Source organism: Nostoc sp. UHCC 0251, from assembly GCF_034932245.1.
Classification (GTDB): Bacteria; Cyanobacteriota; Cyanobacteriia; order Cyanobacteriales; family Nostocaceae; genus Nostoc.
Window position 1 is genome coordinate 19,549 of record NZ_JAYGHD010000005.1, and the last position, 22,233, is coordinate 41,781.

20 protein-coding genes and 1 pseudogene are annotated in these 22,233 nt (G+C 41.5%); 6 read left to right on the top strand and 15 right to left on the bottom strand.

The features are described from left to right. Positions 1-39: 39 nt before the first annotated feature. From VB740_RS01430 to groL (VB740_RS01440), 3 genes are all read right to left on the bottom strand, one after another. Complete coding sequence (locus VB740_RS01430; RefSeq protein ID WP_323198317.1) at positions 40-735, bottom strand: hypothetical protein; 696 nt, start codon at positions 733-735, stop codon at positions 40-42. 64 nt (positions 736-799) lie between these two features. After that, the gene (corA, locus tag VB740_RS01435; protein WP_323198318.1) at positions 800-1,942 is read right to left on the bottom strand and encodes a magnesium/cobalt transporter CorA; all 1,143 of its coding nucleotides are present in this window, start codon (positions 1,940-1,942) and stop codon (positions 800-802) included. A 443-nt stretch (positions 1,943-2,385) separates the two neighbouring features. Further along, entirely contained in the window at positions 2,386-4,068 is a 1,683-nt protein-coding gene (gene groL / locus VB740_RS01440) for a chaperonin GroEL (RefSeq protein WP_323198319.1), read from the bottom strand. A gap of 158 nt (positions 4,069-4,226) precedes the next feature. Here groL (VB740_RS01440) and VB740_RS01445 point away from each other — a divergent pair, with 158 nt between their 5' ends. Beyond that, the gene (locus VB740_RS01445) at positions 4,227-5,309 is read left to right on the top strand and encodes an MraY family glycosyltransferase (RefSeq protein ID WP_323198320.1); all 1,083 of its coding nucleotides are present in this window, start codon (positions 4,227-4,229) and stop codon (positions 5,307-5,309) included. A 204-nt stretch (positions 5,310-5,513) separates the two neighbouring features. Here VB740_RS01445 and VB740_RS01450 read toward each other — a convergent pair whose 3' ends face one another. Then, positions 5,514-7,664: a peptidase domain-containing ABC transporter gene (locus VB740_RS01450; RefSeq protein WP_323198321.1), complete on the bottom strand. Its 2,151-nt coding sequence runs from the start codon at positions 7,662-7,664 to the stop codon at positions 5,514-5,516. A gap of 12 nt (positions 7,665-7,676) precedes the next feature. Next, positions 7,677-8,597, bottom strand: a complete 921-nt coding sequence (locus tag VB740_RS01455; protein ID WP_323198322.1) for a GNAT family N-acetyltransferase — start codon at positions 8,595-8,597, stop codon at positions 7,677-7,679. A gap of 242 nt (positions 8,598-8,839) precedes the next feature. Here VB740_RS01455 and VB740_RS01460 point away from each other — a divergent pair, with 242 nt between their 5' ends. Further along, positions 8,840-9,538, top strand: a complete 699-nt coding sequence (locus VB740_RS01460; RefSeq protein WP_323198323.1) for a transposase — start codon at positions 8,840-8,842, stop codon at positions 9,536-9,538. A 125-nt stretch (positions 9,539-9,663) separates the two neighbouring features. Here VB740_RS01460 and VB740_RS01465 read toward each other — a convergent pair whose 3' ends face one another. The 3 genes from VB740_RS01465 to fabG all read right to left on the bottom strand — a co-directional run bounded on the left by VB740_RS01465 (position 9,664) and on the right by fabG (position 11,226). Further along, positions 9,664-9,816, bottom strand: a complete 153-nt coding sequence (locus VB740_RS01465) for a hypothetical protein (protein ID WP_323198324.1) — start codon at positions 9,814-9,816, stop codon at positions 9,664-9,666. A gap of 213 nt (positions 9,817-10,029) precedes the next feature. Further along, positions 10,030-10,191, bottom strand: a complete 162-nt coding sequence (locus tag VB740_RS01470) for a hypothetical protein (RefSeq protein ID WP_323198325.1) — start codon at positions 10,189-10,191, stop codon at positions 10,030-10,032. A 288-nt stretch (positions 10,192-10,479) separates the two neighbouring features. Next, positions 10,480-11,226, bottom strand: a complete 747-nt coding sequence (gene fabG / locus VB740_RS01475) for a 3-oxoacyl-[acyl-carrier-protein] reductase (protein WP_323198326.1) — start codon at positions 11,224-11,226, stop codon at positions 10,480-10,482. Between the two features lie 582 nt (positions 11,227-11,808). Between fabG and trxA the strand changes: the two genes are divergently transcribed. The 3 genes from trxA (at position 11,809) to VB740_RS01490 (ending at position 13,121) form a co-directional block, all read left to right on the top strand. Then, positions 11,809-12,126, top strand: coding sequence for a thioredoxin (gene trxA, locus VB740_RS01480; protein WP_109007859.1), 318 nt, complete (start codon positions 11,809-11,811; stop codon positions 12,124-12,126). A 216-nt stretch (positions 12,127-12,342) separates the two neighbouring features. Next, entirely contained in the window at positions 12,343-12,507 is a 165-nt protein-coding gene (locus VB740_RS01485) for a hypothetical protein (protein WP_323198327.1), read from the top strand. A gap of 377 nt (positions 12,508-12,884) precedes the next feature. Beyond that, positions 12,885-13,121 (top strand): GUN4 domain-containing protein, encoded by a 237-nt coding sequence (locus VB740_RS01490; protein ID WP_323198328.1) that lies wholly within the window; start codon positions 12,885-12,887, stop codon positions 13,119-13,121. A gap of 94 nt (positions 13,122-13,215) precedes the next feature. Here VB740_RS01490 and VB740_RS01495 read toward each other — a convergent pair whose 3' ends face one another. From VB740_RS01495 to groES, 7 genes and pseudogenes are all read right to left on the bottom strand, one after another. Then, entirely contained in the window at positions 13,216-15,138 is a 1,923-nt protein-coding gene (locus VB740_RS01495; protein ID WP_416288984.1) for an iron uptake porin, read from the bottom strand. Positions 15,139-15,661: 523 nt separating this feature from the next. Next, the gene (locus VB740_RS01500; RefSeq protein WP_323198329.1) at positions 15,662-16,168 is read right to left on the bottom strand and encodes a hypothetical protein; all 507 of its coding nucleotides are present in this window, start codon (positions 16,166-16,168) and stop codon (positions 15,662-15,664) included. Between the two features lie 376 nt (positions 16,169-16,544). After that, positions 16,545-16,694: a hypothetical protein gene (locus VB740_RS01505; RefSeq protein ID WP_323198330.1), complete on the bottom strand. Its 150-nt coding sequence runs from the start codon at positions 16,692-16,694 to the stop codon at positions 16,545-16,547. 4 nt (positions 16,695-16,698) lie between these two features. Continuing rightward, positions 16,699-17,637 (bottom strand): ferritin-like domain-containing protein, encoded by a 939-nt coding sequence (locus tag VB740_RS01510; RefSeq protein WP_323198331.1) that lies wholly within the window; start codon positions 17,635-17,637, stop codon positions 16,699-16,701. A gap of 527 nt (positions 17,638-18,164) precedes the next feature. Then, positions 18,165-18,499: pseudogene (locus VB740_RS01515) on the bottom strand (hypothetical protein); the annotation flags it as partial. A gap of 72 nt (positions 18,500-18,571) precedes the next feature. Beyond that, the gene (groL, locus tag VB740_RS01520) at positions 18,572-20,206 is read right to left on the bottom strand and encodes a chaperonin GroEL (protein ID WP_190892556.1); all 1,635 of its coding nucleotides are present in this window, start codon (positions 20,204-20,206) and stop codon (positions 18,572-18,574) included. Positions 20,207-20,315: 109 nt separating this feature from the next. Then, positions 20,316-20,627: a co-chaperone GroES gene (gene groES / locus VB740_RS01525; RefSeq protein WP_100898362.1), complete on the bottom strand. Its 312-nt coding sequence runs from the start codon at positions 20,625-20,627 to the stop codon at positions 20,316-20,318. Between the two features lie 899 nt (positions 20,628-21,526). On the opposite strand from groES, the gene VB740_RS01530 reads away from it, so the two are divergent. Continuing rightward, positions 21,527-22,204, top strand: a complete 678-nt coding sequence (locus VB740_RS01530; RefSeq protein ID WP_012407592.1) for a response regulator transcription factor — start codon at positions 21,527-21,529, stop codon at positions 22,202-22,204. Positions 22,205-22,233 lie beyond the last annotated feature (29 nt).

The following is a 22,233-nucleotide window of genomic DNA, read 5'->3' on the forward strand; positions in this document are numbered from 1 at the left end:
CCAGTGTAATCTTGGTTGACGTAGTATGTTGACATGGCGTTACTTTTTTTTATTCCAAGGTAGAGCGTAAGTCCAAGGTAATTTCCTGACTGTGAAAGGACAATTGATAATACTAATAGGAGGAAAATCACGACCTGGGGCTAAACCTAAACGCACCTCAGATATCCGTAGCACCAGTTGCAGGGAAAAGTCCAACTCTTTTCTTCTGTTAATAAAGTCGTTGTACAATTTTTTTTGCCCTTTTTTCAGCCCGTTGATATCAATTAGTGGTTTTTTTGCTGAATAGGTTCCAGCTACTTGATCGCGCTCGAATACATCTTCTGCTGTCACCGTTTCAGAAAGGGTTTTCTTGGGGGCAATCAGGCTAGGACTTTGGGGCACAGCTAAGTCGCGGGTTAAGTCTGGTGATTTCCGAATCACGCGGCGCGATTGCTTGCTATGTTCGACTACTAAAGAACTGTTGTCCCAGTCAACGTATACAGCAACATTATCAGATTTATTTTCAATACTAATTCCTAAATCTTTCAAATCGTCAATTGGGTATGAAGATTTGAGTTTAAAGGAAATCCCAATTTTATCGTCGAGATTTTGTTCTTTGAGTTGCTCGTCAACGATTCCTTTTTTAAACTCAAACTTAATTTGATCATCGATGGATTCAACCATGCGGTTAAAAACGTAGAAAACACCGATAATATAAATCGTTAAAACTACTAAATTCTGGTCGCTACTCCTCATAACTTAAAATATTAACTCCCGGTGCTAATGAATGTAGATTTTACTCATCGTCAATCTAAAATTTTTAATTACGCTTGATGGTTACAGAATTTTGCAGCCAGCCTCGTCGCCAAAAAAAGAATAGTAAACCAAGTGCGATCGCTAACATCACTGCCAAGCAAAATGGGTAGCCCCAATACCAATCCAACTCAGGCATATTATATGGCGATTTTTCAGTCTTGAAATTCATACCATATATTCCTGCCACAAAGGTCAGTGGAATAAAAATTGATGAAACCACCGTTAGTACTTTCATGATTTCATTCATTTTGTTGCTCACTGCCGAAAGGTAAACATCCATTAATCCAGATGCTAGCTCTCGATAAGTTTCCACCATATCCATCACTTGCACAGTATGGTCATAACAATCTCGCAGGTAGATTCGTACCTCCTCACCAATCAGTTCACTACCATCTCGAATCAAAGAATTAATGGCATCCCGCTGGGGCCAGATAGCACGACGTAGTTGCAGTAATTCTCGCCTAATTTGATAAATACTTTGTAGTGTTTGTGGGGTAGGTCTGACTATGACCTCCTCTTCTAACTCTTCGATCCTCTCTCCATAAAGCTCCAGCACTGGGAAAAAGCCATCAATAATTGCATCTAAAACAGCGTAAGCTAAATAATCGGCTCCCTGTTTGCGTATGATCCCTTTGTTTTTTTCAATTCGCGATCGCACTGCTTCAAAGCAATCATGCTCTGGTTCTTCTTGCACTGTCAGCAAATAATTTTTCCCTAATATCAAACTCACTTGCTCGCTGTGAAAACCACATATTCTTTCCTTTGGTACTACCATGCGGGCAATGAATAGCAATTGGTCTTCATAATCTTCTGTTTTGGGACGCTCCGGGACATTGACTACATCTTCTAAAACTAAAGGATGTAACTCAAAAACGTTACCCAATCGTTGTAATATATCTTGACTGCCTAAACCTTGTACGTCTACCCAAGAAATCGATTCCATCTCTAGATATGGGATGCATTCTTCTGGAGTTGCTATTTGTTTGCGGATGAAATTGGTTTGATTATAGTCAATCAATAAAATTATCGGTGGTGGAGCATCTGCATCAATAAAAATGGTTCCAGGTATAGCCCCTGGTTGGTGATAGAACTCATCTTCATGTCGCTTTTTTACTATTTTGGAAAGGAGACGCAGTTTTCGTACCATGCAATATTACCTAATAGTTATTAGTTATTATTCATTTGCCATTAGTAAAAATAAGCGACTAGTGACTAATAACCTGTTACACATAATTTTATAAAAATTAATATAAAGACGGTTATTTATAGATTAAGCAATTATTTAGGTTACTATTTTGCTTATTAACATTTTGTTAGTAGTGCTTTGTATTTACAACTAAGTACTGAAAAGTTTCATAATTACAGCTATTTTCAAATAAATAGGTTTGTGTTGTAAGGGCACAGCATTGCTGTGCCCCTACGATACGTATGGTTTAAATAGATGAAAACTGCTGTAAGTTTATTGATGTTCAGTGAGTTACCAGCAATACAGATAACATATTGTTTCTGAATCAGCAATGGCAAGTATAAAAAAACAGTTTGCCTTGGTAAGACAAACTGCTGAAAAATATTTATCTTGGTGAGCAGAAGTTAGAACATGCCCATGCCGCCCATGCCGCCCATGCCGCCCATACCACCCATGCCACCCATACCGCCCATGCCGCCCATATCAGGGGCAGCAGCTGCGGATTTCTTCTCCGGCTTTTCAACAACGATCGCTTCGGTGGTTAAGACCAAACCAGCAATGGAACCAGCGTTTTGCAAAGCTGAACGCACGACTTTGGCAGGGTCGATAATGCCAGCAGCAATCAAGTCTTCAAATTCGCCAGTAGCAGCGTTGTAGCCAATGTTGAAGTCGGTATCTCGAACTCTAGCGACGATCACAGAACCTTCAGCACCAGCGTTTTCTGCTATTTGGCGCAAGGGAGCTTCTAGCGCTCGTCCGACAATATCAGCCCCAATTTTTTCTTCTTCGTTTTCTAAGCTGTTTTTAAGTGCTTCTGCCACCTTGGCTAAGTGAATTAGGGTTGTTCCACCACCAGGAACAATACCTTCTTCCACGGCGGCTTTAGTAGCGTTCAGCGCGTCTTCAATCCTCAGTTTACGGTCTTTGAGTTCGGTTTCGGTTGCCGCACCCACTTTAATCACTGCCACACCGCCAGCGAGCTTGGCGATGCGTTCTTGCAGTTTTTCTTGATCGTATTCAGAATCGGTTTCTTCCAACTGTCTGCGAATTTGACCAATCCGTTTTTGTACCTCTGGCTTAGTGACACTGCCAGCTACAATTGTGGTGCTTTCTTTGTCAATGGTGATTTTGCGAGCAGTTCCCAGCGCTTCTAGAGAAGCGGTATCTAGACTTAAGCCAATTTCTTCAGAAATCAACTGTCCATCGGTGAGAATAGCAATATCTTCTAACAAAGCTTTGCGGCGATCGCCAAATCCAGGGGCTTTAATTGCAGCCACAGCCAGTACACCCCGTGCTTTGTTCACTACCAAAGTTGCCAAAGCATCACCTTCGACATCTTCAGCGATGATCAGCAAGGGCTGACCAGAACGGGCGACTTTTTCCAACACCGGGACTAAATCTTGAATGCTACTGATTTTTTTGTCAGTAACCAGAATCCGGGCGTTTTCAAATTCGACTATTTGCCGCTCGTTGTTGGTGACGAAGTAGGGTGAAATGTAACCCCTGTCAATCTGCATCCCCTCGACTACTTCTAGTTCAGTGGTGAGGGATTTGGATTCTTCAACGGTAATGACACCATCTTTGGTGACTTTTTCCATTGCTTGGGCTAACATTTGGCCAACTTCTTCATCATTACCAGCAGAGACTGTGGCAACTTGAGCGATCGCACTTCCTTCTACTGGCTTGGCTATCTTGGCAATTTCTAGTACCAATGCCTCAATAGTTTTGTCGATCCCGCGCTTCAAACTAACCGGGTTACTACCCGCCGCGACGTTCTTCAAACCTTCCCGAATCAAGGCTTGTGCTAAAACTGTTGCGGTGGTAGTGCCATCCCCAGCGACATCTTTAGTTTTTGAGGCTACTTCCTGGATGAGTCTTGCACCAGTATTTTCCAAAGGATCTTCTAATTCAATTTCCTTGGCAACAGTGATACCATCGTTGACAATTTGAGGTGCGCCAAATTTTTTCTCTAAAAGGACATTGCGACCTTTGGGCCCCAAGGTGATTTTTACGGCATCGGCAAGGGCGTTAACACCCCTTTCTAGAGCTCGCCGCGATTCCTCGTCAAATGCAATAATTTTCGCCATGTTTTATTTCTCTAGCGCTTCCATTAGACAATTTAGCACTCACAGCGCCAGAGTGCTAATCTCCCAAGCGACTCAAGTTACAAATGGAAATAAAAAAAATTGATTAATATACAGGTGATGCTCATATTACATACAGGCAGTAATGCTTGAATTGGGAGATGAATCTAGACAACTCCCTTAAGTCCCTCGGTATTGCCGACCCTAGCGGCACCGGCTGGTTGGCAGTAGTATTTACGTTCCTCTTGGCTTGGCTTGTAACGTGGCGTTTAATTCCGACAGTACGCAAATTCGCCTTGCGGGTAGGTTGGGCTGACCAACCCAACGCCCGGCGGCTTAACCGAGAACCTTTACCCAATGCAGGGGGGCTAGCTATCTACGCGGGTGTGATTGCCGCACTCGTATTGGCTAGCCTTTTACGACCTATCGAACTCCAAAACGTATTGGCTCAGGTGCTCACTATTCTGTTGGGTGGTTCGATATTAGTCCTTGTGGGCTTTATCGATGATCAGTTCGGCTTACCGCCCTCTGTTCGTTTGTGGGCACAGATTGTGACGGCACTGTTGCTGGTAGCTAATGGCATCAGTGTGCAAGTGATGTTTGGCACTCCCATTGACTCTCTCTTGTCCATGTCACTGACAGTAGTATGGGTAGTAGGGATTACCAACGCTATCAACTTAATGGATGGTATGGATGGCTTGGCGGGAGGAATCAGCTTTATTACCGCCATGAGTTTGTTGGGCGTTGCAGCTCAATTTAACAACCGTGCAGCGGCAATCTTGGTACTCGCAGCCTTGGGAGGTGCTGCACTGGGCTTTTTGCGCCATAATTTCCATCCGTCACGAATTATTATGGGTGATGCCGGAGCATACTTTTTTGGCTATGTGCTGGCAGCAACTAGTATTTTAGGTAAGCTACAACAAAACACGGTTTATGCGCTAATTCCCACGGTTTTATTTCTATTATTGCCAGTGCTAGACACCACTCAAGTATTTGTGCGGCGGCTACTAGCAGGAAATAACCCTCTCAGTACTCCTGGAAAAGACCATTTGCACCACCGCTTACTCGCTTGGGGACTTTCCCAGCGCAATGCTGCGTTCACCCTTTGGTCAATTACCTTAGTTTTCAACTTGCTGGCGATGAGAATACAAGGTATGAGTTTGGCTGTGATACTGACTACCGCCAGTAGCATTATTCTTCTTTTGGGCTTTACTATCTGGCAAAGGATACGCCAACAGCCTTAGTTGCTTGTAGGGTGGGCATTGAAATGCTAGCCCTACTATGGTTTATTCTCTGGATAAAAGGGATGTCTACCACGGGCTGTTGGGTGATGTAAACAGATAAGGCAGAATCAGTCGCCTGGTCATAACCACAAAATCACCAACTGGGAAAAATTTTGAGCCTTTGTGAAAGTGCACAGTGGCATAATTTTCCATTTGGTTTGGGCTTTAAGGATTAATAAATTCCAAATGTTTTCCATCTAACGAGCGAAACTCTTCTATAGAACCAGTAAACTGTAATTTACCTGTTTCCAATAGCACTATCCAATCGGCTCGATTGATAACTTTTGGGCGGTGGCTAATTAAAATGGTTGTTTTACCCCGACGATTAGCTAAAAGACCATCTAAAACTTCGGCTTCAGTTAAAGGATCTAGATTAGCTGTAGATTCATCTAAAATTAAAATTGGTGGATTATTGATGATTGCCCTGGCGATCGCTAATCGCTGCTTCTGTCCTCCAGAAACATTTGCCGCCACTGCGCCCAGTATAGTATCATACTTTTGCGGAAATTGGCTAACAAATTCATCTGCTCCTGTTATTTTACAAGCAGTAACAATCTCATCAAAAGTCGCGTTGGGCGCACTTAACCGGAAGTTAGCAATAATTGATCGCCTAAAGAAAAATGCATCTTGAGGTACTAATGCTATCTGTTGGCGCAGACAATCCAGAGGTAAGTCTTGAAGCCTTGTCTCACCAATGCAGATATTTCCCGATTGTAGTGGGTAGAATCCAGGCAGTAATTTAGCTAACGTACTCTTACCGCAGCCCGATCTACCAATTAAAGCCACAACCATTCCACCGGGAATAGTAACAAATAAGTTTTCTAATAACCTCACCCTACCAGGATATTGAAAATTTAGATCGTTACAACTAATATTAGCCTTTTCGGAGATTCTCAAAATCGGTTTTTGCTCGTCACCGAGATTTTCTGGGGTGTAACCGAATAGTTCTGCTAATAATTGGGTAATTGCTTTGACTTGGGTAAAGTCAGCTACAAATCTAACTAATGTGCTAACCAACTGTAAAAAACTTTCTTTTAAACCATAGATAGCAATTAGCTGCCCGATTGTTAACTCGCTCTGAAAGACGAGAGTGCTACCATACCACAATAAAGCTACAGTCCCCAAAGCAGACATTGTATCTGAAAACAGATTATTAGCTATCCGAATTTTAGCTGCACGAAAATTTGAGTTAGCTTCATGCTCTAAACGTTCTTTGATTTCTTGCCACAGTTGAGGGGCTGCGGCTGTACTTTTCAGGGTTAGCGCACCCGTGAAAGCTTCCGATAAAACCCCTGAGTTTTCTCCAGCTACGGAAAATGAATAGTAGGTGGTTTGTTCGATAGCAGGTTGAAAGGCAATTGTAGATAAAGTCATTACCGCACCAATAGCAATGATAATTAATGCCAGCTTCCAGCTATAAACAAAGATAAAGCCAACAGCAACTATACCAGTAAATCCTTTAATTGGTAGTTCTATAATTAGCTGCGATACTAAAAAATTTATTCTTTGAATATCTGATAATCTGCGGATAGCAGTTCCACTTCTGCGGGCTTCGTGATAAGAAAGGGGTAGGTGGAGAATTTGTTGAACAAAATCTATTTTTAAACCAGTTTGCAAACGTTCGGCAAAATAGGCAACTAAATTGGACTGAAACCAGCTTAAAGTGCTGCTAAATAGTGATAAAAGAACCACACCAATAGCTACAAGTGTTAGTTTTTGACTGTCGGATTTAGCTAAAATTTGGTCGGTGAGAAATTGCAACAGCAACGGTGTAGCCAAGGCTAATAAGCCGACTACAAAGTTAATCGGCAACAGTTTAGCGATAACCCCCCGATACAACCAAATTCGCTGCACAAAACTATCAATTGGGCTGGCTGCATTGTTATCGTCTGCCTGAGAAAAAAATAGATCGGGGTTTGGTTCTAGTAACATCATTATCCAACCCTCCCAACCTTTAGTTATTTCTTGGCGGCTGAGATAGCGAATACCTAATGCTGGATCTGAAACTACGTACTTATTGCCTTTTTGTCCGTACAGAACTATGAAGTGGTAGCCCTTCCAATAAATGATGGCTGGCAGGGTAAATTCATTCAATTCGTCAAGAATTTCTGGTGCAGCTTGAATTGTTTTAGTTTTGAAGCCCAACTCCTGAGCGCCCCGCTTTAAACCTAGCATTGTCGTACCGCCTTCTCCTGTGCCGACTAGTTCCCGGATGCGGTTAATGCTGAGATTACGCCCGTAATGTTTGGTAACTATCGCCAAACTAGCAGCAGCACAATCTTCTCCGCTTTGCTGCCTCACCCACTGATATTTCATAGCTCTTACTTGTTATGCTTTCAAAGATTTGGTAGTGAGAAAAGATTTGCGGATTTCATCTAAATAAGGAGCGAGTCGGCGATATATGAAATTTACCATTGGCAGGTTATTAATTTCAGTTCGCCAGGTGGCTTTGGTTGCCTCTGGAGCTTTTTCCACATGAATAAGAATAGATTTTACTAACATCAGAATACTACGGCTCAATGGCTGAAAATCTGGTTCAACAAAAAGTTGAGTGTAGCGAATTGTGTCGGGTGCTGTGCGATGGGTAATCATCCAACCGATTATTCTGTCTTGATATCGCAGCCCTAAACTATTAAGCGGTTCAATCTTACTTTCTTCTGTAAACGGGTTAAATCGTCTAACTAGAGTATCTATTTGCTTTTGGCTTTCTATAGCCTCGCGCTCTTGGGCAGTTAAATCGCGCCAAAAAAAGATAGTATAGCTAGGCGGTAACTTCTTTTCCAGTTTCTCTAAATATTCAATCAAGTGAGGCTGACTCGCCTGTTTTAGCTTGACTCTGGTTGCATAGCAAATCAAAGCAGTAGCGTTTGGTGCAGTCCAGTTAGACTGGTTGAGAATTTTTTCTAGAGTCGGTGAATTGGGGCTTTCTAGATAACTTAAGGAAACTTCGGAACAACCACGGCTTTGAAGTTCTGTTTCCATTCGTCCAAGTAAGGCTTTGCCTAACCCTTGACAACGATAAGATGGTACGACGAACAGTGAGAGAATTTTAGCGTAGATTGTTGAATCATCTGAGGAATTCCAATAGGTTGCTAAAATTAATCCAATTGGTTCTGATTCTAATTCTACTCCTATCGCAACGACAGATTTTTCTGGTGTTAATTCTTGCAGCAATCGGCGGTAGTAGGGATAAGTTAATTCTTCATAGTTAACAGCCGTGTCTTGCTCTAAAATTGTAAGATTATGCATAGCTATATTTAAAGTAAAAATTTTTTTATCTAGTTTTTATTAGAGAATATTTTAAAAGTTTTTTGTGATGTATCAAAGACTTGTAGATCCTCCTAAATCCCCCGATAAATTGGGGGACTTTGATTTCAGTTTCCTCTTTTTTAAGGGGGGTTAGGGGGGATCAATCACTGCCTAAAATCACAGCGTGCCACTTTTAAAACATCCTCTTAACTGAATATTCTGCACCTATGCAATCCAGTTGTATGCCAAGACTTCCCCGTAATCTCCAAGTTGGATTCTCATACCACATTACAACCCGTTGTAACAATCGGGAATTTAACCTAGCGCAGCAAGAATGTCGTGAAATATTTCTTTATGTCATTAAAAAGGCTATAGACAAATATGGGTTTAAACTATATGCGGTATGTATCATGTCTAATCATGTTCATTATTTGATAGAGCCAGCACAACCAGAGCATTTACCTAAAATCATGCATTTTCTGAATTGGTACAGTGCAATGTGCTTTAACCGAATGCTGAATCGGACAGGTCATTTTTGGGAAAAGCGATATTGGTCTCAAGGTTTTCCACCATCTGATATAAACAGAGCGTTAAATACTCTCCGTTATATCCATGCTAATCCGAAAGCCGCAAGCATAAAACAGGGTTTTTTCTACGATTTCTCTAATTACGGTAGCTATGACAGATTGACTGATGATGGTTTGTCACAATGGCATCCTGCTTTTTTAAGCTTGGGGAAAAGTTTGGATGAATGTGCAAAAAAATACCGTGGTTTCTGTCAGCGATATAAACCTAAGATAAAAACAGCCAGAACCTCTACATGGGGTAGCAAGTTACTGGCTGGTAAAAAACTATCGGGACAAGTATTCACCTGGTCAACTGGATATTTGGCAGTGCCAGGTATCGGAACAAAAACCGGATTTGACAAGAGTAGCCCATAAATTTGTGTGCGCTAACCGGGCTATGGTTGCTGCGTGATTACGGGATTAATGTAGAAGTTTTTTGTACAAGTTTTAGTTGACGTTTTTGTGTTGTACAAAAATTTAATTATGTGTTGTGCTAAAATTTAACACAAACCACCACACGACTTACCACCATTACCCTTAGACAATTCCAGACCACCACTGACTACTTCCAATTGCACATCCTGAAGTTCAGGGTACATTTTTTTTGATTTGTTTTGTTGGTTTGTTTTTTGTTTGTTGTTGAGTGTTTCCATTTTTTTTATGCCTTTTTATTTTTTGTTTCTATGTGTGTAACTAAAATCAATCAATTGTGCCAGGTATTGAAACAAAAACCGGATAAACCGGATTTTACAAGAGTGACCCAGAAATTTGTGCGGGCTAACCGGGCTATGGTTGCTGCGTGATTACGGGATTAATGTACAAATTTACAAGTTGTACAAGTTTTAGTTGACGTTTTTGTGTTGTGCTTAAAATTTAATTAAGTTCCGCAAGGGTGCAGTTCCAGAGTTTTTACTTGTATTCTCAAATCCCCCACTGACTACTTCCAATTGCACATCCATAAGTTCAGGGTACATTTTTTTTGATTTGTTTTCTTGGTTTGTTTTTTGTTTGTTGTTGAGTGTTTCCATTTTTTTATTTTATTTTTTGTTGACTTATATGTGTGTAACTAAAATCAATCAATTGACTAGCTACTTGTCTAATCTAATTTAGTTGTAAACATATTACATCAGTATGCTATTAATTAAATAAAGCAATATATAAAGGGCTTAGGTAGGTATAGGCTTAGTTTTTCTTATCATTCCGCCATATCATGCAAGCATTTAATGTATATGAAGAAATATAAATTGTTTATAGGGTGCGTTAGCCTTCGGCGTAACACACCCTACGAAAATTACTAACTCCTAACTCAGCACTATTTAGGCCATTACCATACCGCCATCGACATTAAAAACTTGTCCGGTAACGTAAGCGGCGGCGGGATCGGCGGCGAGGAAGCGCACCATTCCAGCGATTTCTTCAGGTTGACCGAAACGACCGAGGGGAATGTATTTGAGAATATCTTCAGGGTTGTTGAGATCGCTGGTCATATCGGTAGTGATGAATCCGGGGGCGACGGCGTTAAGGGTGATGCCGCGAGTAGCTAGTTCTTTAGCAACGCTTTTGGTGAAGCCGATTACACCTGCTTTGGCGGCGCTGTAGTTTGATTGTCCTGGGTTGCCCATTAGCCCTGCAACGGAGGTAATGTTGATAATTCGCCCCGATCGCTGCTTGAGCATGATTTTACTGACGGCGCGTGTACATAAGAAAACACCAGTTAAATTCAGGTCTATCACAGCTTGCCAATCTTCTGTCTTCAAACGCAAAAGCAGATTGTCGCGGGTAATACCTGCGTTGTTGACTAAGATATCCACACGGCTGAACTTTTCCATGACGGACTTAACTAGTGCGTCTACTTGATCGCTTTTAGAAACGTCTGCTTGGATAGCGATCGCTTGACCTCCCTTACTTATAATTTCTGTAACAACTGCCTCAGCAGCTGCACTGGAACTGGCATAATTGACAACTGCGATCGCTCCCTGTGTAGCTAATTCAATTGCGATCGCTCGACCAATTCCTCGTGATGCACCTGTAACAATTGCGACTTTATCTTGTAATAATGTCATTTAATGTTCCTCAATGTTAGAAATACCGCGCTAATTATCTTATGGTGATTTCGGGAACATCTGAATATTGTCTGGATAATTAAATATCTATAGTTATTTCTCTCTTAATAGATGAATAACTTGAAGCAATATATTGTTGATTTAATTTATAGCTGTGATGCCCAATAGACTATTGTAGACATCGCCCGATTATATACACTAGAAAGTGTTGCAGCTACAAGCGTCGTAGGTATCGCTTTTGGGACTGCCTGTATAGTTATAGCTTTTCCTAATCAAATGAGTTACATCAGAGCAAGTAAGCAGCTTTCTCTTAAGAGGTTGGAGGTGGGGTTTTGTACCTACTCAACTGAGAACCGCTATAGTGATGTGTTTGGTCAGGATAAGTTTAAATACATATTTCATCTAAATGCACAAACAAGAATAATATACGAATTTTATTATAATTATTTAAGATTTTTTGCTGGCGAATCATTCTATATTGACTAATTTAATCCTTTTCCAACAAAAACCCATAAACCTATACCGCTTTTATTTTCTAAGAATTACTATTGAAACAAACAATTGAAAATCGGTGTGTGTCACATGGCAACTAAAAAGCAATTTAACAGCTTTGAAGAGATGCTATCTGCTTCTGATGTACCTGTATTAGTAGATTTTTACGCTGACTGGTGTGGCCCATGCCAAATGATGGTGCCAATTTTAGAGCAAGTTAATGCCCAACTTAAGGATCGCCTACGGATTGTCAAAATTGACACTGAAAAATACACAGATTTGGCTACTCAGTATAAAATTGCCGCTCTACCAACCTTAGTACTATTTAAGCAGGGTCAGCCTGTAGATCGAATAGAGGGAGTGATGCAAGCACCACAGTTAGTGCAATATCTACAAACAAAAGTTTAAGCTAACACTTAAAATTTGGGTTTTAGGTGCCAGAGGCGCGGAATATCGCGTCTTTTTTAGTGGGGGCTATAGCTAGCTGTAGCCCTACGAATCAACATGTAAAATCTTAAGTAAATATTAAGCATATGTACTTATACGTCTAGAGAAAGTAGTTTAGAAATTGAGACGGCTATATTGTATAGATATAACAAAATATCTTGACAAGTAAAGCAATATATGAATTATAAGCAGCAAAAATCTGATAAAGCCTATATTTGGGTGAATATTGATTTTGATAAAGTTAAACATAGAATAGATGCGGTGACTTGCCAGATTGAGAGGGTTATCCAAAAGCACCAACTTTCAAATCAAACTGGTAAATCAGGCGAAAGAAATAATTAAGTTATATATGAGGCGATGTTTACGATAGCCTATTCGGTGTTGCATTTTATTTTTAATGTAGTGTACGCGTCACACCAGTTTTAAACAGCATATCTTGGGCAAAGCAACTATATTTTTGTCAAACATAATATTATTCGATAATCGTCCACCGAATTTATACTTATTTATTAGTTTTATTAGTCATCATTTATTCTCGACACTCCTTTTCAGGAGTGTTATTTTTGGGAGGATATCTGTTTGCTAATATTGAAAACCACCAAATCGTAGATTTGGTGGGGGTCTTAAACCCGGTCATTCATCCGCCAGTCATACAGAATTCATTCTGAATTATGACTCCTGACTCCTGAATTATGTTTGATAAAAAGTTAAATATAACCTTGAAAAACGTCCAACCACGTATTTGGCAAGCCAAAAAAGATTGTAAGCGTTTTGCTTATAAAGTTGGATGGCTACCAAGTCTTGCCAATCATGAATGGGTTAAATATGAAGAATATACTTTCACTTTAGACGCACCTAAAGGACACTTTCCATCTATATCTCGGTTAGTGGGTTTAGATTCTACAAACCTTAGTGGGGTTCAGCATCGAGTAAAGATTTTTTTGTCACGATACTAGTGAGACAGGGCAATATTGTTATGACTGTGAACTTTGTTACCCAATCCCAAAATCCCCCAATTTATTGGGGGATTTTGACCATACTCCCAATCTCTTAAAATGTAAAAGTAGTCCGAAGTACACCTACAGTCGTAGTATCATTGTTGCTGTTACCTTCTGGGTTAAAGAGAACAAATGCACCAGGGGTAATGCTGATATTATCGCTAACTTGAAGGCGGTAATAGGCTTCCAAATGGTAAGGAGTCGCCCGATTGTCGCCTGTGGGCGTAAGTTGAGCAGAACCACCAGTATCACTACGGAAAAGCGGCTGACCAAAAAGAATCCCAGCAGTGTTTCCTGACTTGAATAAATCTCTGAAGTGAACTCCCGCCATCCAACTTGTAAAAGTGGTGGAAGCATCCAAGCTATTTGAAGCAGAATCAACAAATATTGCTGCACCGTAGCCAGATAAGGCTATCTTGGGAGATAATCGCCATGTTACCGTACCACCAACAGAGTTGAGTGTGAGCGGTGTTCCAGTTGCAACCCCTGCTAAAGCACCGATATCACTACTAACTAATCCTGTAGCCAAAATATTGATTTCGTGATAACTGTGGGCATAGTTTAAACCAATATCCAGAGCGGGACTTGGCTTGAAGGTTAACTGTGTGGCAATAATACTACTACCACTAAATAAACCTGCTCCCAAAGGTGTAGTAGAAACTCCTGGTACTGCCTCATTAGCAGATTTTTCGGGTAAATTGGCATTTACGCTGCCGTATAAAGCTCTTAAATCCAAATTTGGCGAAATGTTAAAAATAAATCCTGCCGCCGATGCTAAACCAGTACCCGAAGTTCCACCAGAAACCCGTAGCACAGGATTCAAGCCGGCAAAACGAGATATTGACTCTTGTCCTTCACCATAAAAAGGCGTAATTGCTGGGAAAGCATCTGATGTTTCCGCCGCAGTTCCCGCAAACAAGGTTAATTTATTAGCGACGGGAAAGATATACAGCAATTTGTAAAGCTGAACGCTGTTTGCGCCAACACTCGACAAAGTATTGACATTTAACCCCGGAAATTGCGGCTCAAAACTGGTACGAGCGCTACTAGAACTTAAAAGCGGCGAAGCTAATCCTAAACTTTGTTGTAAGCTACCCTCTCCAGTGGCTCCACCCAAAAAGTTATAGGCTTGCAATCCAGTAATTAATGAATCTTTACCAGTAAAGCTAGTGGTGAGATTTAATCGCACTCTATTGACTAGGATGATGTTCGAGTCGCTGTTATTAGGAGCGCCACCGCTAGCACCAACACCAGCAATAATTACCTCACCATTAAGTTTAGTAGTCGTAGAAAACTGATTTGCTTCTAGTTCTGCTGTGCGAGCTTCTACAGCATCGACTCGACCTCGCAATGTTGCCAATTCCGCCGCAAATTGTTCTTGTAGTTTCTGCAACGTAGCTAAATCTTCTTTCTTGACCAAATCACCAGTTGCAGTCGCAATCAGTTCGTTGATTCGCTCTAAACAAGCATTTAAACCAGCAGCAAATTCATAGCGAGTCATCGCCCGATTACCGCGATAGGTTTGATTGGGATAACCTGCGATACAACCATAGCGCTCGACTAAAGATTGGAGTGCCTGAAAAGCCCAATCAGTAGGCTGTACATCAGATAATTGGGATACGGATGTTACTTGTGCAAGTTTGTATGAGGATGGAGATGAACTTGCAGACTGTGGTGTGATTGGCTGCCAAAAGTTAACAGCAGAATCTACTTCTAAATCTTGATTTTTTTGCTGTTGATTGATTGAGGGTAAATTTTTTTGAGTTTCATTAGCTATCAGCAACTTACTGGAGATATTATTTGCTAAATCGCTTTGATGAGAATCATTTTTTTGATAGCTGCCGTCATCTTGATTAACAGCTACGTTTTTATCTGCAATTTCTAAACTAGGAAGGGCTTGCACAGGTGATAACCCGGCAATTAAACATAAAAATCCCATCCCACTAGCACAAGCTAGTAGATATTTTGCGATCATAACTCCCAACACCGATAAAATAGTGGAAAAATTAATTGCGATTTTAAAATTGATTGATAAGTAAATCTAAAGTAAATTTAGCAAGAGAGTCTTGTTAACTTTAACTTTTTGATATCAGGATTTTTTCTGAATTGACTTACCAGAACATCAGCTTATATCGCAAGTATTAAATTATAGTAAATACTATTTTTGGAAAGAATTAACAATAAATTATATTGATAGTTTCTATAGTTGCTATAGTAAATAATGAATGGTTTGTGAACAGTACTTTTCGTAGGATGCCTAATTCATAAGCTTTCTAAATTTTCTCTGTTCAAATATAAAACCGGAGTCCTATATTGACAAAACAATAATTACATAAGTCTTATTTTGTAATAAAGAATACAGGTATTGATCTGATGATTTCGGCTCAATACCTAGCAAAAGATAATTTGTTCAAAAAAAAATCAAGAGACCGCGATCGCTGATCGATTTGGGTGCTAGTAAGATCAGAAGGAAAACGGTGGAAATAACTTTCAAGAATTTAATCCCACCAATAGGTAACAATGACCGCATCACAATCCTGGTGAACATCTTCACCCCATAGCCCCCCTTCCAATCTAGTTCTCAGTCGGCGCTTAAGCTGCAAACTGTAATCCTCATTTGTGCCATCACTTACTTCTACCGAATCAGCTCGCCACTTTTTGCCCAAATCTAAAAGCTCAGACACTTTTATGTCTTGGTTCTCTGTAAGGATGTACAACGTATCAGCAATGAAATGGATGATGCTGGTTTCAGGCATGGGGCGATAGTTTGCCATTGCCAGGAGGGTATCGACCATACCACCAAAGCTTAAACCGTTTTCATCTGGTGCAAAGATTGGTTTTGTGAATAGAAAGCTTGCCCATAAATTTCTGTGGTTGGAAAGGTCAGTTATCACTTCTTCGCCATCAAACTCGTTGAACCGACGCTGCCAAACCAAGGCAGCAAAGAGTTCTTGAGGAGAATAGGATTTCGCAATCGATTGGATTTTGCCTAAATCAAGTATCACATTAGACTTCTTGCATAAGTCGGGAAAAGGGCAAGGGGGAAGGGGAAAAAGTTCTGTATTGTCCCCTTCCCCTTTAACCTTTACCCTTTTCCCCCTCTTGCAAAAAGCACTTTTGCAAGAGGTCTATTGACGGTAAGTAATATTTTTAACAAAACATTTGTAACTACCCTTGCAGTTTATTTACCCAGTGGCTGCTATTCTTATAGTTACTTCGGTCTGTCATAGCAGATAGATTATCCTCAATAATGTTTCATTTATTAGCGCTCATATACCATTGTGGTAATGTGGGTGCTTTTACTTTATCGCTCATGGCAAAAATCTGGTTTGATTTTTAGGCGATGTCTGGTGTTTAATACACTAAGCTGACACTGAATCTTTAACTTGACCAAAACGGCGATCGCGTCTTTGGTAGCTCAACAAAGCCTGATGAAATTTTGTGATGACTGGTTTTGCCCTCTATTAATTCGCCAACAGTATCCGTTTCGGGGAGAGGTTTGGAGAGGGATTCTAAGAATAAGTTGGACATCGCGTTAATGAGTAGTTTCAAATAAATCTTGCAAATACTCTGGTGTTAGGGTGTTGTTCCAACTCCACAAACGATGCATTGTGTAAGTGAAGGTGAAGAGGAGAGTTGTTTTGTTGGTTAATGACCAAGCATTCCAGTTGAGGGTAGCCATCATCCGGCGGAGGGTACGGATCAGGTTGTTACGCTGATAGTTTTGCGATCGCGTTTTGATTAGCGTGCGTCCAATTCGCATCAACCCAGTATCAGGGAAAGTCCAGACTCCAAACCCCCAGAATTTGGTCATATGGTTGATTTCATCCTGTGCTAATTCCTCTAGAACATCCTGAAGTGCGCCAGTGGTGTGAGCCATCAACCAAATATAAAGACAGGTAGCACCATATTCTGTGGCAATGCGGTGTAAGCCGTGGCGATATAAGTCTTCGTGAGCGTCATCTGTGGGGAGATAGCCTCTAACAGTCCGAAGTTTTGGGGTAATTTTCTCGCCTGTTAATTGGGTGTAGATTTTGATTAATGCTGGTGTGTGCTGACGTTCTTCCTTTTCCCACAAACCAAGTTCCAGCAATTCGCCATCTTTACCGACAGTTCCACCAACAAACCGAGCCATCTGAGGATGCAATTTTTCCAAATACTGCCGACTTGTTTGGGTATAGCCGCGAATGGGGGCTTCTGTATCCATCGCACCTATCAATATAGATAAAAATACCTCTGCATCTAAGCCGATAATTTGATTGCGGTTAATCGTCTGCCAGTCGATGAGTTTCCAGGGACGCGGTTGGGGATTGGCAAACTGTATCGGTAAATCTTGCAGACGATAATGTAGTTTTTCGACTGCAATATATTTGTCTATGAGTGAGCGAATGCGGCGCTGTGTTTGCAAGTAATGAGGACTGGGATAGCTTTGGCCTGCTAAGTCTTCTGTGATTGGGCTGAGGGTGTTAAGCATATTTTATACTTAAATTTTTATCTCTATGCCCAATAGCCTAAGCGATCGCACTTCGTTTTGTCAGTCGGTTGAAGTCGGCAGTTTTATGTGATGGAGTTGCGAGAGTCGGGGAAAAAGTAGTATTGAAATGTAGTAGTCTTATTCAAGTTGATGAATTACTTCTTTTAACTTGGAAGATTGTCTTCTGAATGTTGTTGAGCAATTTCTTTTAAATAGGTTATCAACGGTGCTCAAGGGCCTCCCTCTGGTGGGACAAGAGTATCAAATAGCTCAGAACCCTGCTTCAGTTCTACAATATATGACCACTTTAATAATTGCCTGGGTTTGCCTTTCTTTTTTCTTGTGATAATTTGTTCATAGGCTAGGCTTGCCCAGTACCTAATCCCACTCTCACCAATGAGTATTTGATACTTCTTATTCCCCAGACAAAAAATTTCTTCGACGTACAGCATTTTCAATCAAACTTAAAATAATAAATGCGATTACCAGAATAACAATTCTGACTTTCCACATCCCGTGAAAAGTCAGATCAATTTAAACGCTTCTTTTTGAACGATATCTTGATAAATTACAGACTCTTTCATAATATCTTCCCGTAAAAATTGCCGAACCGCAAACCCGCCAGAATTTCTACACAACCCGCAATATTTTGTCGCTCCTCCCTATCTGGAATTGTAGCGACTTGTTCAGCCACTTGTGCCAGTAAAGTTTGTGGCGAGTCAGTTCGTGTCAAACTTGCTAAAGGTAACAGCGCCGGATTAGCTAAAAATAGTGTTGAATCTTGCTCCCAAAAACGAACAACCTGATATTGGTGAATCGTCGTGTTATCCCGATATTCTTCTTCAGTAAAAGCCATTTTATTACTGACACAAAAAAACAGCCGCCTCCATTCATTCGGAAGCAGCTGTTTTACAAGTTATGGAACTACAAAGTATTAGTAATCGAAGTCGCCGCCACCAGCACCAGCGCCAGCAGGAGCACTATCTTTAGGCTCAGGCTTGTCAACTATAATACATTCGGTTGTCAACACCATACCAGCGATGGAAGCAGCGTTTTGCAGAGCAGAACGAGTCACTTTCGCAGGATCAACAATACCAGCAGCTAACAAATCGACGAATTCGTTTGTCGCAGCGTTGTAGCCAACGTTGAAGTCTTTCTCTTTCACGCGTTCAGCGATCACAGCACCATTCTGACCGGCGTTTTCAGCAATCCGCTTCAGAGGGGCAGGTAAGGCGCGAACGACAATCAAAGCACCAATCAACTCTTCATCTTTAAGATTGCTCTTTGCCCAAACTTCCAATTCAGGAGCAAGGTGAGCCAGAGTTGTACCACCGCCAGGAACAATGCCTTCTTCCACAGCAGCTTTGGTGGCGTTGATAGCGTCTTCTAGGCGCAACTTCTTGTCTTTCATTTCGGTTTCGGTCGCTGCACCCACTTTCACTACAGCGACACCACCAGAGAGTTTAGCAAGACGCTCTTGTAATTTCTCTTTGTCGTAAGAAGATTCGGTTTCATCGATTTGACGACGAATCTGTTCTACACGAGCCTTAACAGCAGCCTCGTTACCTTCGGCAACAATTGTGGTGCTGTCCTTGGTGATGGTGATTCGGCGAGCTTTACCCAGGCTATCCAGCTTGGTGTTATCTAGCTTCAGACCAGCATCTTCGGTGATTAGTTGACCACCAGTTAAAACAGCGATGTCTTCTAGTAGTGCTTTGCGGCGATCGCCAAAGCCAGGAGCCTTAACAGCAGCTACGTTGAGTACACCGCGCAAACGGTTTACAACCAAAGTTGCCAAAGCTTCTTTTTCAATATCTTCGGCGATAATCACCAAAGGACGACCAGCACGAGCTACTTGCTCTAACACTGGTACAAGGTCTTGTACCAAAGCGATTTTCTTATCCGTCAGCAGTATGAAAGGCTCATCAAAAACCGCTTCCATCCGCTCAGGGTCGGTAGCAAAATAAGGAGAGATGTAGCCTTTATCAAAGCGCATCCCTTCAGTGATTTCCAACTCGGTGAACATAGATTTCCCTTCTTCTAGGGAAATTACGCCTTCCTTGCCCACCTTGTCCATTGCTTGGGCAATCATCTGACCAACTTCTTCGTCATTACCAGCCGAGATCGCACCAACTTGGGCAATGGCTTTGGAATCTTCCACTGGACGGGCGTGTTCTTTGATTTTGTCTACCAAAAAGGCAGTAGCTTTGTCAATACCACGCTTCAGGGAAATTGCGTTAGCACCAGCTGCAACGTTCCGCAAGCCTTCTTTGACGATCGCATGAGCTAAAACGGTAGCAGTGGTTGTACCATCGCCCGCAGCATCATTGGTCTTAGAAGCAGCTTGACGAATCAGAGCTACACCAGTGTTTTCAATGTGGTCTTCTAATTCGATTTCTTTGGCGATCGTTACACCATCATTAACAATTTGTGGTGCGCCAAATTTCTTTTCTAGGACTACGTTACGACCTTTGGGGCCAAGGGTAACAGCTACAGCCTCAGCCAGGATGTCAATGCCTCGTTCCAAGGCGCGACGGGCGTTTTCGTTGTAGATAATGCGCTTTGCCATAGGTGTCTAAATTCCGGGAGTAAGTCAATATTTTTGTTGAATTAGGCATTGGGTATTGGGCATTGGGCATCGGGAAAACTCTTTCCTATTCCCCATTCCCCACTCCCCACTAGATAACGACTGCTAAAATATCTTTTTCAGAAAGCAGTACATATTCTTCGGTGCCGAGTTTGATGTCAGTGCCGGCGTACTTCGAGTACAGCACCTTATCGCCGACTTTGATTTCCAATTCTTGACGGTTTCCGTCGTCATTACGCTTGCCAGGGCCAAGTGCCACTACTTCCCCTACTTGGGGCTTTTCCTTAGCGGTATCGGGCAAATACAGACCACCTGCGGTCTTTTCCTCAGAGGCGTTCACTTTTACGAAAACGCGATCGCCTAAAGGTTTAACTGTAGAAACGCTTAGAGATAAAGCTGCCATATTATTTCTTTCCTTTAGAGATTAGCACTCTCAACTCCTGAGTGCTAATCTACCGAAAATTAGCGTCCAATGGCAAGAATTCTTTGAGTACGGGTTCCCGAACTAAAGGCTCAAAGATATACTTAAGTATAAATGCTTAATTATTTATACCTTTCGGGTTTTGTTCCGTAAGTTACGAAGAGAGTAGGGAGCGGAGAGTTAGGAATTGGCGCTGACCAGACAATTGCTAGCTGCTGCTCAAAACGAGCTAGTCTGGAATCCTGGGAATACTTAAAAAGCGACTTAAAGAGTTAAAATTTGATGAGCCGCAACAGAGTCATCCCATTTGCGTCCATAGAACTAAAAGCCAACTGCTTGCGCGTTTGTTGTTCTAGACTCATAATGGTGGTTTACACTGATGGTGTCTGATATCGCCAAGCAAGCCTGGAAGTTATTGAGCGGATCATCCAAGAACTCTTAATAAGCAATAAGGTGTAATCAGGCAATAAGGTGGTAGAAGAATATGCATTTTTAACCCATCCTTTGCCAGAAACTTCCCTAGTTTCTTGTGAACACCTCATAGAGGCTTAATAACCGAAGGATATGGTACAGCAGTAAGCTTTAAGAAAGTGCGGGTTGGTTTTGAGGTAGGGTCATCTTTAAGCCAATACTTACTTGTAAGTCAGAAGGATTATTATTTAATCAGTGTTTTTTCGCCTGCCACTTTCAATGCGATATATAATAGCGCATTATAGATACTACTGCTATACGTATCCTTGCTGGACTTTTGCTATCGAGCTACTAGTCTCTTGAAAGTGCTCGGCATTTTTGAGGTTTCGAGACAGCAAAGGCAAGTTAAGTAGGAAAAAGGACAACATCTCGAAATAACCCACGATAGAGGATAAATATTCAAGACTTTGATGGACCGAAGCGCGACAAGTGCCACTGCTATGAAAGAGCCCAGCATGAAAGATCACAAACGACTTCTATTGATTGATGATGACCCTAACCTCATCTTGCTGGTGAAGGATTACTTAGAATTCCGGGGATACGAAGTCATCACCGCCGAAAATGGACGTGAAGCTCTGGAAATTTTAGAGCAAGATGTTCCAGACATGATTATCTGCGACGTGATGATGCCGGAAATGGACGGATATACTTTTGTAGAACAAGTCCGGCAAAACGAACGCACCAGTTGGATTCCGGTTCTTTTCCTTTCAGCTAAGGGACAAAGTGCAGACCGAGTTAAGGGTCTGAATAAAGGTGCTGATGTTTATATGGTCAAACCTTTTGAACCAGAAGAACTCGTAGCGCAAGTTGAATCCTCGCTGAAACAAACTATCCGTTGGAAAGAACACCAAGCTAAAGGAGGCGAAAACGGTTCCCGCATCCAGGTTCCCTTCGATGTGCAATTAACCCCAACCGAACTGAAAGTAGTCCAGTTTGTCGCTAGGGGTTTAGCTAACCGGGAAATTGCTGAAGAACTAAATGTTAGTCAGCGCACGGTTGAAAGCCATGTGTCCAACATGTTGGGCAAAACCAATCTCCATAACCGCACTGAACTAGCGCGGTGGGCTATTGAAAATCAAATGGCATAACCGATTTTAGATTTTAGATTTTGGGTTTT